At 68.1% G+C, this 12,573-nt stretch carries 20 protein-coding genes; all 20 read left to right on the plus strand.

What is annotated here, in order from left to right:
* The first annotated feature begins 4 nt into the window (after window positions 1-4).
* Window positions 5-349 (plus strand): hypothetical protein, encoded by a 345-nt coding sequence (locus OIE75_RS29750; RefSeq protein ID WP_329472742.1) that lies wholly within the window; start codon window positions 5-7, stop codon window positions 347-349.
* Window positions 350-375: 26 nt separating this feature from the next.
* Window positions 376-564 carry a hypothetical protein gene (locus tag OIE75_RS29755; RefSeq protein WP_329472743.1) on the plus strand — a complete coding sequence of 63 codons (189 nt, stop codon included), beginning with the start codon at window positions 376-378 and terminating at the stop codon, window positions 562-564.
* A complete protein-coding gene (locus tag OIE75_RS29760) occupies window positions 564-998 on the plus strand; it encodes a hypothetical protein (RefSeq protein ID WP_329472744.1) in 435 nt (144 codons plus the stop codon). The genes OIE75_RS29755 and OIE75_RS29760 overlap by 1 nt, the downstream gene beginning before the upstream one ends.
* Window positions 995-1,288: an HNH endonuclease signature motif containing protein gene (locus OIE75_RS29765; protein WP_329472745.1), complete on the plus strand. Its 294-nt coding sequence runs from the start codon at window positions 995-997 to the stop codon at window positions 1,286-1,288. The genes OIE75_RS29760 and OIE75_RS29765 overlap by 4 nt, the downstream gene beginning before the upstream one ends.
* Window positions 1,289-1,293: 5 nt before the next feature.
* Window positions 1,294-1,524 (plus strand): hypothetical protein, encoded by a 231-nt coding sequence (locus OIE75_RS29770; protein WP_329472746.1) that lies wholly within the window; start codon window positions 1,294-1,296, stop codon window positions 1,522-1,524.
* A gap of 6 nt (window positions 1,525-1,530) precedes the next feature.
* Window positions 1,531-1,773: a hypothetical protein gene (locus tag OIE75_RS29775; RefSeq protein ID WP_329472747.1), complete on the plus strand. Its 243-nt coding sequence runs from the start codon at window positions 1,531-1,533 to the stop codon at window positions 1,771-1,773.
* Window positions 1,774-2,263: 490 nt separating this feature from the next.
* Window positions 2,264-2,707 (plus strand): HNH endonuclease, encoded by a 444-nt coding sequence (locus OIE75_RS41510; RefSeq protein ID WP_443078404.1) that lies wholly within the window; start codon window positions 2,264-2,266, stop codon window positions 2,705-2,707.
* Window positions 2,708-2,964: 257 nt separating this feature from the next.
* Window positions 2,965-3,402: a phage terminase small subunit gene (locus OIE75_RS29780; RefSeq protein ID WP_329472748.1), complete on the plus strand. Its 438-nt coding sequence runs from the start codon at window positions 2,965-2,967 to the stop codon at window positions 3,400-3,402.
* Window position 3,403: 1 nt separating this feature from the next.
* Entirely contained in the window at window positions 3,404-3,655 is a 252-nt protein-coding gene (locus OIE75_RS29785; protein ID WP_329472749.1) for a hypothetical protein, read from the plus strand.
* On the plus strand, window positions 3,645-5,378 hold the full coding sequence (locus tag OIE75_RS29790) for a terminase (protein WP_329472750.1): 1,734 nt from the start codon (window positions 3,645-3,647) through the stop codon (window positions 5,376-5,378). Before OIE75_RS29785 ends, OIE75_RS29790 begins: the two co-directional genes overlap by 11 nt.
* Window positions 5,375-6,841 (plus strand): phage portal protein, encoded by a 1,467-nt coding sequence (locus tag OIE75_RS29795; protein ID WP_329472752.1) that lies wholly within the window; start codon window positions 5,375-5,377, stop codon window positions 6,839-6,841. The genes OIE75_RS29790 and OIE75_RS29795 overlap by 4 nt, the downstream gene beginning before the upstream one ends.
* Window positions 6,822-7,595, plus strand: a complete 774-nt coding sequence (locus tag OIE75_RS29800; protein ID WP_329472753.1) for a VG15 protein — start codon at window positions 6,822-6,824, stop codon at window positions 7,593-7,595. The genes OIE75_RS29795 and OIE75_RS29800 overlap by 20 nt, the downstream gene beginning before the upstream one ends.
* 58 nt (window positions 7,596-7,653) lie before the next feature.
* Window positions 7,654-8,304, plus strand: a complete 651-nt coding sequence (locus OIE75_RS29805; protein ID WP_329472754.1) for a hypothetical protein — start codon at window positions 7,654-7,656, stop codon at window positions 8,302-8,304.
* A 19-nt stretch (window positions 8,305-8,323) separates the two neighbouring features.
* Window positions 8,324-9,280, plus strand: a complete 957-nt coding sequence (locus OIE75_RS29810; RefSeq protein ID WP_329472755.1) for a phage major capsid protein — start codon at window positions 8,324-8,326, stop codon at window positions 9,278-9,280.
* Between the two features lie 56 nt (window positions 9,281-9,336).
* Window positions 9,337-10,311 (plus strand): glycosyltransferase family 4 protein, encoded by a 975-nt coding sequence (locus OIE75_RS29815; protein WP_329472756.1) that lies wholly within the window; start codon window positions 9,337-9,339, stop codon window positions 10,309-10,311.
* Window positions 10,312-10,321: 10 nt separating this feature from the next.
* On the plus strand, window positions 10,322-10,732 hold the full coding sequence (locus OIE75_RS29820) for a hypothetical protein (protein ID WP_329472757.1): 411 nt from the start codon (window positions 10,322-10,324) through the stop codon (window positions 10,730-10,732).
* The gene (locus OIE75_RS29825; RefSeq protein ID WP_329472758.1) at window positions 10,732-11,124 is read left to right on the plus strand and encodes a hypothetical protein; all 393 of its coding nucleotides are present in this window, start codon (window positions 10,732-10,734) and stop codon (window positions 11,122-11,124) included. Before OIE75_RS29820 ends, OIE75_RS29825 begins: the two co-directional genes overlap by 1 nt.
* A gap of 15 nt (window positions 11,125-11,139) precedes the next feature.
* Window positions 11,140-11,469: an HK97 gp10 family phage protein gene (locus OIE75_RS29830; RefSeq protein WP_329472759.1), complete on the plus strand. Its 330-nt coding sequence runs from the start codon at window positions 11,140-11,142 to the stop codon at window positions 11,467-11,469.
* On the plus strand, window positions 11,466-11,858 hold the full coding sequence (locus OIE75_RS29835) for a hypothetical protein (RefSeq protein ID WP_329472760.1): 393 nt from the start codon (window positions 11,466-11,468) through the stop codon (window positions 11,856-11,858). The genes OIE75_RS29830 and OIE75_RS29835 overlap by 4 nt, the downstream gene beginning before the upstream one ends.
* 58 nt (window positions 11,859-11,916) lie before the next feature.
* Window positions 11,917-12,519 (plus strand): phage tail tube protein, encoded by a 603-nt coding sequence (locus tag OIE75_RS29840; RefSeq protein ID WP_329472761.1) that lies wholly within the window; start codon window positions 11,917-11,919, stop codon window positions 12,517-12,519.
* The last annotated feature ends 54 nt before the right edge of the window (window positions 12,520-12,573 follow it).

The raw sequence follows: 12,573 nt of genomic DNA on the forward strand, positions 1-12,573 counted from the left end.
GCCCATGAACGCTCCCATCTCAGCCGACGACCTCTGCGAGCACTCCTGGTCGTACAACAAGCCCGCGAACGCGTCGGCGTCGGTCCGCATCTGCTCCCTCTGCCACAAGATCGACGGCGAAGAGCTGATGCGCACCCTCGACGAATACGCGACCGCGTTCAAGCAGAAGCCGACAACGATCGTGTACGCCTGGTCTGACGGGCGCACGCTCAGCGTCATTGACCAGCCCGGCGGCATCCCCGACAGCGCACGCGAACGCGCCCTCCTGCGCGGCCTGCTCGGGTACGCGCTCTCGCAGCTCGACCAGTACGAGATCACCGGACCGCTCGGCATCGCCACCCACGATTGACCCACCACCCCACAGGAGCCCGCGCCATGGCCCAGTACACGATCAACTACCTGACCGGCGACGTGGAAACCGTCGAAGCCGACGGCGTCGAGTACGACGGCATCGCCGGCGACTACACCTTCACCGGACCGGATGGCATGGGCGTCATCGCGCTCGCCCCCGCCGCCAACGTCCGCAGCATCGTCCGCCAGGACGACGAGGCGGTGACCGGCTGATGGCCCGCCTGCAGATCCTCGAACTCCCCGAAGGCAGCAGCGACGACCTGCCGCCATTCGTGCTCGTCGTCGATCAGTACGTCGCGCGTCGGTACGTCACTGGGCTCGACCAGCCCGAGCCCGTCAGCGAGTTCGACGGCATCGCCGAACAGATCGGCGCCCGCGCCGTCCTCGTCTTCGAAGACACCATCGACATCCCCGCCAACGACACCAGCGGATACCTCGCCACGCCCGCCAAGCAGGAACTCGTGGTCAACCTCAGCGGCGACCCGGACGCGATACGCGACGCCATCGCCGCCGACATGCAGAAGCTGCGCGACGCCAACAACCCGGCGACCGCCAAGCCCCGCCGCGACTGGTGCTGCAGCCTCGCCTTCCAAACCCTCGGCAAGCAGCACATCGACGACTGCCCCCAGAGCAACCCGCAGCCGTGAGCGGCGGCTGGGAAGGGTCGGACCGCAAGAGCCGGCTGCCGTCGAACTGGGCAACCATCCGCCGCAAGGTGCTCGACCGCGACCCGGTCTGCAAGCTGTGCGGCGTGAGGCCGTCCACCCACTGCGACCACATCGAAGCCAAGACCGACGCCCACGCCGAGGACCGCTTGCAAGGCGTGTGTGCCGAGTGCCACCTGCAGAAATCCAGCCGCGAGGGCAACGACGCCCAGCGCGCCAACCCCCGGCCCGGACGGAAACGCCCGCCCGAAGCCCATCCCGGGATGAGGTGAGCATCGTGCCCGCATACCTCGTCATCCACTCCGAACGGCAACGCGACGACACCCTCATCGAAGACCCCAACCTCACCGTCGACTTCGTCGACGGCTGGGTCCTCTTCAAAGACCGCGACCTCATCCACACGAACCGGGTCGCCATCGCCATCCCCGCCACGCAAGTCCGCCGCGTCGAACGGGTAGACGAACAACAGGAGCCCCACGACCAGGAGCCCGCGCCGCAGAAGGAGTGATCAGCCGTGGCATCCAAGGGACGCGGACGGCGCGGCAACGCGCAGACGCTGCGGAACTACTGGACGACCGGCCGAGGCGCGGCCAAGGTCAAATGGGGGACGGCCGGCGACTACCAGCGCTGCGTTCGAGCCGTGCAGAAGTACATGGGTGCCCGCGCCCGCGGATACTGCGCACTCAGGCACAAGGCCGCCACCGGCATGTGGACCTCACAGCACGCCAAGGCCATGCGGGGCGGAAGCCGACGCTGACACGGAACCACCCCACTGTCAGCGGGCGTTGAGACAATAGAACCCCGGCGAGTGCTACCAACACTCCCGGGGCCATGGCCAGCCCTGACACGACAGGACCGACATGACCCAGGCTATACGCCCAGCCTTCATCAACTGCGCCCGGTGCGGGGCAGAGAAGAAGGTGGGCACCAGAGGACGCATTCCCGCCTACTGCTCGGATGCATGCCGAGCCGGTGTAGGTAACGAGCGGCACACCGACGTTGAGTGCGCATACTGCGGTCAGCCATTCCGCGGCCGGACTGACGCCCGCTATTGCTCGCCGCGGTGCCGTGACGCCAGGAATCGCCAGGCCGCCCGCGAAGACGGGCGCTACGAAGCGGCCAAGGCTGCGAGGCGCGAGGAGAACGCCCAGAGGCGGGCAGCGAACGCGCGGCCGTGCCCATACTGCGACGCTCCCATGACGCATCCGAGGCGAGTCCAGTGCGGCAAGCCCGAGTGCAAGCGGGCGATGAACGCGGAGCGCGCGAAGGCTTGGCACCGCAACTACACGGCGACGACAGGCAAGCGGTACGGAACCGATCGGTATCGTGAGCAAGCGTCGGAGTACGACAAGCGGCGACGAGAGAAGCAAGGCCACTGGAGGAAGCTCTACCCAGAGGTCGCAGCACTCGCTGATGCTCGCCGTCGCGCACTGAAGGCACAAGCAGACCAAGGTGAACGGTTCGCACCCGCTTGCGTGTACAAGCGGGACGGGTGGACGTGTGGGCTGTGCCGGCTGCCGGTGGACCCAGGGCTGGCGTGGCCGCACCCCATGAGCGCCTCGGTGGACCACATCCTTCCTCTGTCCCAAGGTGGATCGCACACGCTTGCCAACGTGCAATGCGCTCACCTGAGCTGCAACAGTCGGAAACGTGATCGAGTCGACGATGATCGACACGGTGAGGCAGCCTGACGATCACCCTGGCTCGCCGGCTCAGGATGAGTCGACTCAAGATCGCACCGCAACGCCCTGACCTGGGGATATGCCCCCCACCTGCGGTTTCTCCAGATCGGGGACGTGTAGCTCACGAGATCCGGTACGGGTTTCCTAGGCCCCTCCTCGCCGGTCATTCGCACGCCCATGGCCATGCTCGCCCTGGAGGCGAGCCTGGTCGGTTCACTGTTTCTGCCCCGCGCGCCCTGGCGGCGTGCCTGACCCTGGAGGTCGCCATGGGCACTCGAGGACCCATTCCGGAGCGCACTGAAGCGCGCCGCCGTCGCAACAAGGACGATGGGCCGGAGCTGGTACAGGCCCCGTCTGGGGCGCCGGCTGAGGTACCAGATCTGCCGGAGTCCGATCCGCTGTGGCACCCGATCGCCACGGACTGGTACCTGAGTTTGCGCCAGTCCGGGCAGGCGGCCTTCTACGAGCCGTCGGACTGGGCTGTGGCCCGGTATGCCGCTGACCTGATGTCGAAGGTGCTGCTTTCGGAGCGCGGCCCGAACGGTCAGCTGGTAGCGGCCTTGAACTCGGTGATGTCGTCGCTGCTGACGACGGAGGGGGACCGACGGCGGGCCCGTATGGAGCTGGAGCGGAAGAAGCCCGCTGGTCCACAGCTGGCGTCGGTGAGTCCGCTGGACTCCTACCGTGACATTGCGGGGGGTTGACGTGATCAAGTACGTCGTCTGTGCGGGCAGCCAGGACGAGGCGCAGGCGTGGGCCCGACTCCATGGCATCCCGCGGCAGCAGTGCCTGTACGCCGGCTCGCTGCGAACGATTGAGGGTCTCCGGGACTTCGCCGTGGTCCGGCTGCGGGGCTTCTTCGACCGGCCGGACCGGAGCGACATTGAGGCCTGCTTGCTGCGCAACGAGCTGAAGCGGCGCTCCCCGTTGCGCGACCGTCGCGGCGATGGAGTCTGACGAGCAGGTCCCCGACGTCGTTGAACCCTTCACGCTCGGCCCAACGTGGAAGCGCGGCCCAGACGGCAAATTCGTGCTGCCCGAGTACACGCTGGGCTGGCAGTGCCTCGCCTGGACGAAGACGTACCTGCAGCACTACGTCGGGAGGGCCTGGCAGTACACGCCTGAGCAGGCCCGGCTGACCCTGTGGTGGTACGCGATGGATCCGGCGACGGGCCGGTTCCTGTGGCGCGATGGGGTGGTCCAAAGACTGAAGGGCCACGGCAAGGACCCTCTCGGGGCTTCATGGTCGGGGTTCGAATTCGTCGGACCCTGTCGCCCTTCTGGCCGTGTCGCAGATGCGGGCAACGAGTGGGGTATCCCGGCTGGGCAGCCGCTTGGCGTGCAGCATCCTGCCCCCTGGGTTCAGATAGCCGCAGTGTCGCAGGATCAGACGCGCTCCACGATGACGATCTTCCCGGGGATGTTCACGAAGCGGGCGATCCAGGAGTACCGGATTGACCTTGGCAAAGAGATCATCTACGCAGACAAGGGGCGGGCCCGAATCGAGGCGGTGACGTCTTCGCCGCGCGCCATGGAGGGCGGCCGGCCGACGTTCGTTCTCCTGAACGAAACGCACCACTGGGTGGACTCGAATCAGGGTCACGAGATGGCTGCCGTTATCGAGCGCAACTCGACCAAGAGCGCCGACGGCATGTCGCGCACCCTGGCTCTGACGAACGCCTACGAGCCGGGCGAGGACAGCGTTGCTGAGCGGACTCGGGAGGCGTTCGAGTCGGCGGAGGCCGGCCGAGTCGCGGACACCGGCTTGTTCTACGACAGCCTGGAGGCTCCGGCCGAGGCGAAGCTGACCGAGGCGTGGATCGTACCGACGCTGAAAGCGGTTCGCGGGGATTCGGTCTGGCTCGACCTCGAGCGGCTGAAGGCGTCAATTCTCGACGTTCGAAACCCTCCTAGCAGGTCGCGGCGGTTCTGGTTCAACCAGATCACGGCGGCCGAGGACGCCTACCTAGCGCCCTACGAGTGGGATGCGAACCCGCATGACGGGATCGATCTGGAGAAGGGTGACGAAGTCGCGCTGTTCTTCGACGGCTCCAAGTCGGACGACGCGACCGGTTTGGTCGGGTGCCGACTGCGGGACGGCTTCGTGAAGACCTTGGGCGTGTGGCAGCGGCCGGCGAACTGGCCAGCGGATGTCCCGTACCGCGTTCCCCGCGAGGAGGTCGATGGCGTTGTGGACCAGGTGTTCGCCCTCTATAAGCCGCCCGCGTTCTTCGCCGACCCGGGCGCGGGCTACGACGAGGCGGATGGCGAGCGGTACTGGGATGGCTACATCGACGCGTGGGCGCAGCGCTATGGGAAGCGCCTGAAGCTGAAGGCTGTGGTTTCTGGGCATGGCCAGCATGCGGTGATGTGGGATATGGGTGACCGTCGTCGCCAGCAGGCGTTCACCGAGGCTGTGGACCGCTTCTACCGGGACGTGCTGGAGCGACAGGTGCCTCACGACGGCCACAAGGTGCTGCGGCAGCATGTCGCGAACGCACGCCGGAGGACGAATGCGTGGGGCTACACGATTGGCAAGGAGCACCGTGAGTCGGCCCGGAAAGTGGACCTTGCGGTGTGTGCGATCGGGGCGCGGATGCTGCGTCGCATGGTCATGAACTCGCCCTCGTGGACCAAGAAGAAGACGGCCGGCAAGGGGAGGGTGGTGGTGCTGCGATGACCCTGTCCATTCCCGAGTTGCCTCTGTTGACGTTGTCGGATGACGAGCTGGCGCTGGTCAATGTGTTGCGGGCGGACATGCTGCGCGACCGGTACGCCCTGATGCTGCGGGACGCCTACTTCAACGGCGAGCAGTTGATCCGCGACCTGGGGATTTCGATTCCGCCGCAGCTCCGCGGCCTGCATACGGTGATTGGCTGGCCGCGGGTGGGTGTGGAGTCGCTGGAGGAGCGCCTGGATTTGGAGGCGTTCCGGTGGGCTGACGGCTCGGACTCTAGCGAGCTGGCGGAGATCGCCGAGGCGAATGACCTGTTCGATGAGTCGTCGCTGGCTCACCTGGATGCCTTTGTGTACGGCCGGGAGTACCTGGCTGTGGGTTCGGGTGGTTGCGGTACGGATGAGTGTCCGCCGCTGATTACGGCGGAGTCGCCGCTGGACATGACGCTGATGTGGGATGCCCGCCTGCGTATGGGCACTGCGGCGTTGCGGGAGTGCGCTGCGGACTCCTTCGTCGAGGCGGGCCCTGAGGAGCGGATGCTGGTCCTGTATTTGCCGGATCAGACGGTGATGGCGATGCCGTCGGCGTCTGGCGGCTGGGAGGTCGTCGACCGGGACATGCACGGCCTGGGGGTCGTGCCGGTGGTGCGGTTGGCGAACCGCCAGCGGACGGCGGACCGGGTGGGGAAGTCGGAGATCACCCCCGAGGTCATGTCGATCACGGATGCGGCGTGTCGTCGGCTCAGCGGGATCGAGGTGGCCGCCGAGTTCTTCGGCGCCCCGCAGCGGTACATTCTGGGCGCGTCGGAGTCGGCGTTCCAGGACGCGGATGGTACGGCGAAGTCGGCGTGGGAGACGTACATCGGCCGTGTGCTGGCTTTGGAGCGGGACGAGGACGGCAATGTGCCGGACGTCGGCCAGTTCGCGGCGCATGACCCGACGGGCATGACGAAGATCGTCGACTTGTACGCCAGGATCATGGCGTCGCAGATGTCGGTGGCCCCGCATGTTCTCGGCTACAGCAGCGACAATCCGGCCTCGGCGGACGCGATCCGTTTCGCTGACAACCGGCAGGTGAAGAAGGCGGAGCGCCGCATCAGGCGCTTCGGTGCCGGCTGGCAGCAGGCGATGCGGCTTGCCTTGTGGGTGCGTGATGGTGAACCGCCGGACAAGGCCCGGCGGATCGAGACGGTGTGGCGGAACCCGGCGACACCGACGGTTGCGGCCCAGGTGGATGCCACGGTCAAGCTGGTGCAGGCCGGGGTCCTGCCTGCGGACAGCGACGTCACGCTGGAGATGGCTGGGTTCACGGAGCCGCAGCGGCAGCGGATTGGTGCGGACCGGCGCAGGTCGTCCGCTGCCGTCTCGGGTGGCGGCCTCCTGGATCGTCTTGCTGCGGTGAACGAGCAGCGGGGTGAGCGTCTGCCTTCGGTCGCGGAGGTGTCTGGTGGCGACGACGGTCTCTGACGGTGGCCAGGATGCCGCCCGCTACCGCTCCGCTCAGCTGGGTCTGACCAGGCTGCTGGTGCGGGATGTTCGCGGCCTGCGCCGGTTGATCATTCCGTCGCGGCTGCGGACGTCGGTCCCGGACTGGATTGCCGCGATGCAGGCGGTCATCGATCAGTACGCCCGCACGTCTGCCGCGCTCGGCGCCGAGTTCTATGACGCCCAGCGGGACGCGGCTGGGGTGTCCGGGGTGTTCACGGTGCCGGTCGCTGATCCGCCGTCGGTCGGCAAGACCGAGGCGAGCCTCCGATGGGCGACAAAGGACGTGTGGGACCGCGATCCCGACGAGGCCACCGCGGCACAGTCACAGCCGCTCGCCGTCCGCCTCGAGCAGGCGGCGAAGAAGGCCGAAGCTGTAGCGCAGAAGCTCGTCGCTGACACCGGCCGCAGCACCGTGACTGGGGCTGTGCGCGAGGACGCGCAGGCCACGGCGTGGGCGCGGACGGCCGCGTTGGGTGCCTGCGCCTTCTGCAAGCTCATCGCCAGCCGGGGCGCCGTGTTCAAGCAGGGCACGGCGCGGTTCGAGGCACATGATGGCTGCCACTGCGGCGCCGTCCCCATCTTCCGTGGGCAGCGTTTCGAACCGTCCCCGCAGGCGGCGGAGTGGGCGCGGCTGTACCAGGAGTACGCCGCCGGCCACTCCGGTAGCCAGCTTGCCCGGTTCCGGCGGGCGCTGGCCGAGCACGACCCGAACCCGCTCCCCGGAGGGTTCTGACCTGGTCGCCCTGGTGGCGGCCTTCCCCGTTTCCCAGCCCCTGGAGGGCCGATCTGTCATGCCCGAAGAGAACGAGCAGACCAGCGAGCAGCAGGACACCGGAACCGAGGAGACCGTCGAGGAGACGGCCACCGAGGCGGACGGCACCGAGCAGCAGGACGACGCCCAGGAGGCGGAGTCTGGCGACGAGGGAAAGCCGTTCGACCGGAAGAAGTTCGAGGCTGAACTGCGGAAGAAGAACAGCGAGGCAGCGAACCTCCGCAAGCGTTTGAAGGAACTCGAACCGCTGGCGCAGAAGGCCAAGGAGTTCGAGGACGCGAAGAAGTCGGAGACCGAGCGCCTCACTGACCAGCTGGCCCAGGCGAACGAGCAGATCGCCGCGACCCGCAGGAGCCTCGTTGAGGCGCGCGTGCAGGCTCTGGCCGGCGCGCAGGTGGGGGAGCGGGCTGCGTTCACCGATCCGGAGGATGCGGTCGGGCAGCTGGATTTGTCGTCGTACATCGACGAGTCGGGTGTGATCGACGCGTCCGCTATTGAGGCGGATCTTCAGGCGCTGTTGGAGCGCAAGCCGCACTGGGCGAAGACCCAGCCCCAGGAGGGCCCGCGGCGTCCCGCACCGGACCGCACACAGGCGTCCGGTGCCAACAAGAAGCAGGCCCCCAATCCTCGCGACGAGTTCGCGGGGTGGCTGAGTTCGAAGCTCACGTAGCTTCGGGAGAAGAGACATCATGGCGGTCACCGCCCCCCTGACGCTGTCCAATGTGGATGGCGCGCTCCTGCCCCGCACGATCACCGCGCCGATCTTCGAGAAGTCCGTCGAAGCGTCGGCGGTCATGCAGCTGGCCCGTCCGGCGCCGCTGGCCCTGGACGCCACCACGTCGGTGCCGATCCCCATGGACGTCCCGGTCGCGGACTGGGTGGGGCAGGCGGCGAAGAAGCCCCTGTCGACGGGCGGCGTCGACGTCAAGCAGATGCAGGCGAAGAAGGTCGCCGTGCTGATCCCGGTCGCGATGGAGGTCGCGAAGACCAACGCGGGCGGCCTGTACGACCAGCTGCAGAAGGATCTGCCGACAGCGTTCGCCCGCGCTTTCGACCACGCCACGATCCACGGCAAGACGATGAAGGGCGCCACCGGCCCGTTCACCGAGTACCTCGCCGCCACCAGCAACTCGGTGGCGCTGGGCACGGCCACGCAGGCGCAGGGCGGCATCTGGGCCGACTTCGTCAACGGCATGGCCGAGGTCGTCGACTCCGACTGGGACTACACCGGTACGGTCGCGGACCACCGGCTGAAGCCGTCGCTGCTGCTGGCGACGGACACCACGGGCCGTCCGATCCTGGTGGACACGCAGACGCCGGGCACGAACATGGCGGCGGCGGGCACGCTGATCGGTGAGCCGCTCGCCTACTCCCGCTCGGTGTCGGGTAAGCAGCGTCGGCAGTCGGCGTCGGTGGACTCGGGTCTCCGGGCGATCGGCGGCGACTGGTCGCAGGCGGCCTACGGCGTCGGCATGGACATCACCGTGCGGATCTCCGACCAGGCGACCTACGTGGACGAGGAGGGCGGTGTCCACTCCGCCTTCCAGGAGAACTTGGTGCTGATCCTCGCGGAGGCCTACTACGGTTTCGTCCTCGGCGACGTCGACGCCTTCGTGAAGTACACCGGCACCCCCTCGGGCACCTGATGGCTACGGCTGTCCCGGCTTCCGCGCCGGGCGGGGCAGCCAAGCCCCTGAAGATCGTGGCCCGTGTGCATCTGATGCCGCCGGAGCACAACGCGGGCGCCGAGCACATGCTCGTGTCCATGCTCCGGCCGCTAGTGGAACGCGGGCACGACGTGCAGGTGTGGCTGTCCCGCTACGGCAAGTCGCACAAGGAGTACGAGTACCACGGCATCAAGGTCGTCCCTCTGGAGTCACGGCTCGACTTCCCGACGGCGGTGCGCAAGGCGGATGTGCTGCTTGCGCATCTGGAGACTGTGCCGTCGACGGCGTCGCTGGCCCGCGGGTACGGGAAGCCCATGGTGGTGGTGTGCCACAACACGCACCGGCCCACCTTTCGGGACGCTGCTGCGGGCGGGACGGCGCTGGCGGTGTACAACAGCTCCTGGATGGAGCGGGAGGCGGAGTTGTTCTTCGCCGAGTACCCGAAGGCGGTCCGCCCCGAGCGGGCGCTGGTGGTGCGTCCGCCGGTGTTCGCTGGCGAGTACGCGGCGAAGCCGGGCAAGGCGATCACGCTGATCAACTGCAATGCGGAGAAGGGCGGCAAGGTTCTTGCGGCTCTCGCCGAGCGGATGCCGGACCAGCAGTTCCTCGCCGTGAAGGGCGCCTACGGTGAGCAGATACTCCCGGACCTGCCGAACGTCGAGATTGTCGACCACGTGCGTGGCGAGGACATGCGGGACCGGGTGTACGCCCGCACTCGGGTGCTGCTGATGCCGTCGTCCTACGAGTCGTGGGGCCGGGCCGGCGTCGAGGCGTTGGCCAGCGGTATCCCTGTGGTCGCACACCCCACGCCGGGGCTGTGCGAGTCCCTCGGTGAGGCCGGCATCTTCGTCGACCGGAATGACGTGCCGGGCTATGAGGCGGTGCTGCGAAAGCTCGCAGCGCCTGCCGAGTACCGGCTCGCGTCGAAGCGGGCGAAGGCCCGGTCGGCTGAGCTTGATCCGACTGCGGATCTGGCGGCCTGGTGTGGCGCTGTGGAGTCTCTGGCCTGAGGAGGGCGTCATGGCATTCGTCCCTCCGACTGCTGAGCAGCTCGGCCTCTATCTGGGGCTGGGTGAGATCCAAGGCGACCGCGCCGACCTGCTGATCGCGTCGGCTACGGCTCTCTGCCAGACGATCGTGAAGCCGCTCCCGGAGGGCGCGGAGGCGGTCGTACTGTCGGTGGCAGGCCGTGCCTACGTCAACCCGCAGCAGGTCAGTTACGAGACGATCGGCCCGATGTCGGTGCAGCGCCCGCAGGGATCTGGCGGCCTGTACCTGACGAAGGCCGACAAGTCCGCGCTGAAGTCGCTCGCGGGCCGGGGTGGGGCGTTCACGATCGACCCGACACCGGACACAGCGGATCCGTCACCGACGTGGCCGATCGACGACGCCGGGTTCGCCGACGAGTTCGAACCGGGCTGGGGCTACTGATGCCGGCCCCGTACCCGTTCGGGGAGACGGTGCGCATCGTCCGCACTGGGGATCCGCCGCGGGGCCCGGACGGCAAGGTGCTGCGGGACGGCCGCGGCCAGCCCCTTCCGGGCGTGGACGAGTCGTTCGACGTGCCGGGCTGTGTGGTGTCGCCGCGAGCGGAGACGCCTCAGGTGGGCGGCTCGCAGCAGCAGGAGCGGGACACGGTCATCGTCGGCTGGACTGTGTACGCGCCCGCCGACCAGCCCGGCATGCCGCTGCGGACGACGGACAAGGCGCGGATTCGCGGCGTCGACTGCGAGATCACCGGCGAGCCCGGCGACTGGGGCCGCAGCCCGTTCACCGGCACCCGCGGTGTCATCCAGTTCGCCGCCGACCGAGTCACCGGCTGACCGAAGGAGGTGCTCGTGGCCGCCAAGTTCAAAGTGAAGCGCAAGGGCATCGGCAAGATGCTGCGAATGCCTGGCATGCAGGCGGAGATGCTGCGCCGCGCCGAGGTCATCAAGGGCGTCGCAGTGTCGATCTCGCCCGTCGACCAGAACAGCCCTGACCCGGGCCACTACAAGGAGTCCTGGGAGACGGACAGCACCTCCCGCGGCGGCCGTCGCCGGGACCGCGCTGTGGGGTACGTCCGCAACACCGCCTACTACGCCCGCTATGTGGAGTACGGCACCGAGAAGGTCACTGCACATCACGTGCTGCTGCGGGCTGCGCGGGTGGGTGGGCGGAACCAGTGACCGTCGTCGTCGACATCGAGGGCGAGCTGATCCCACGTGCGCAGGCCCGCTGGCAGGATGTCGTGGTCCGCGACGAACTCGACAACGGCCTCCTCGAGGAGCTGCCGACGATCCAGATCACGCAGATCCCCGGTGGTGACCTGGCTGCTGGCCGTTTGGCGCGGATGCTCGTCGACATCGACGTGTACGCGGCCACCCGGGCGGAGGCCTTCACTCTGGCCCGCGAGACCGTCGCCTGGGTAGAGCGGGAGCTTCGCGGCTCCACCACCAGCACGCTGACCATCAGCCGTGCCGGTGTCGTCACCCTGCCTGCTGCCCGACCCTACGAGAACACCGGACTCCGCCGTGTGGGCGGAACCTTCGAGATCTTCTGTCACCCGGTTTCCTGACCGGCTGTTCGGCCCGCGCCAGGCCCCCTCAGTACCCGCCCGTGCGCGGGCTTCACGCATGTCTGGAGACATCATGGTCAACATCACCCGCGCTGCGGACCTCCTCGAAGTGGGAGCCAACGGCGCCGGCTGGACCGCCCCGCTGGGAACGACCTCGCCGGGCGATCCGGCGATCCAACCGCTGGCCCCGTGGCTGCCGCTGGGCGCGATCTCGGACGACGGCCTCACGCAGGGCTTCGAGGAGGACAGCGAGAGCTTCACGCCGTGGGGCTACACGGCGCCGATCCGCACCACCATCACCTCGTCGCTGCGGACGTTCGGGCTGACGGTGTGGGAGACGGGCCGGACGACGGTGCAGGCCCTGCAGTACCGGCTGGATGCCGCGGATCTGACTCCGGCGTCTGGGCTGACGACGTTCGCGGAGACCGCGTCGCCGCAGCCGGACCGGCGCGCGTTCTGGTTCGTCGTCCTGGACGGCGACAACTTCCAGCGCGGCTTCTACGTGCCGGAGGGCGAGATCACCGAGCGTTCGGACGTGTCTCACAAGCAGGACGAGGTCGCGGGCTTCGAGTGGACGATCACCGCCTACCCGGACCTCAGCGGTAACACCGTCTACCACTTCGACCGGGTGCCTGAGACCGAGGCTTACACCGGTTCCTGAGCTGGTGGGCGGGCCGATCACCGTCGGCGCGGGCCCGGCCCGCCCACCTTTCCC

Source organism: Streptomyces sp. NBC_01723, assembly GCF_036246005.1.
Taxonomy (GTDB): Bacteria; Actinomycetota; Actinomycetes; order Streptomycetales; family Streptomycetaceae; genus Streptomyces.

Bases quoted from the DNA above. Each gene is read 5' to 3' on its own strand.
- OIE75_RS29750 (WP_329472742.1), top strand. From the start codon at position 5: ATGAACGCTCCCATCTCAGCCGACGACCTCTGCGAGCACTCCTGGTCG.
- OIE75_RS29755 (WP_329472743.1), top strand. From the start codon at position 376: ATGGCCCAGTACACGATCAACTACCTGACCGGCGACGTGGAAACCGTC.
- OIE75_RS29760 (WP_329472744.1), top strand. From the start codon at position 564: ATGGCCCGCCTGCAGATCCTCGAACTCCCCGAAGGCAGCAGCGACGAC.
- OIE75_RS41510 (WP_443078404.1), top strand. From the start codon at position 2,264: ATGAACGCGGAGCGCGCGAAGGCTTGGCACCGCAACTACACGGCGACG.
- OIE75_RS29780 (WP_329472748.1), top strand. From the start codon at position 2,965: ATGGGCACTCGAGGACCCATTCCGGAGCGCACTGAAGCGCGCCGCCGT.
- OIE75_RS29790 (WP_329472750.1), top strand. From the start codon at position 3,645: ATGGAGTCTGACGAGCAGGTCCCCGACGTCGTTGAACCCTTCACGCTC.
- OIE75_RS29795 (WP_329472752.1), top strand. From the start codon at position 5,375: ATGACCCTGTCCATTCCCGAGTTGCCTCTGTTGACGTTGTCGGATGAC.
- OIE75_RS29805 (WP_329472754.1), top strand. From the start codon at position 7,654: ATGCCCGAAGAGAACGAGCAGACCAGCGAGCAGCAGGACACCGGAACC.
- OIE75_RS29810 (WP_329472755.1), top strand. From the start codon at position 8,324: ATGGCGGTCACCGCCCCCCTGACGCTGTCCAATGTGGATGGCGCGCTC.
- OIE75_RS29820 (WP_329472757.1), top strand. From the start codon at position 10,322: ATGGCATTCGTCCCTCCGACTGCTGAGCAGCTCGGCCTCTATCTGGGG.
- OIE75_RS29825 (WP_329472758.1), top strand. From the start codon at position 10,732: ATGCCGGCCCCGTACCCGTTCGGGGAGACGGTGCGCATCGTCCGCACT.
- OIE75_RS29840 (WP_329472761.1), top strand. From the start codon at position 11,917: ATGTCTGGAGACATCATGGTCAACATCACCCGCGCTGCGGACCTCCTC.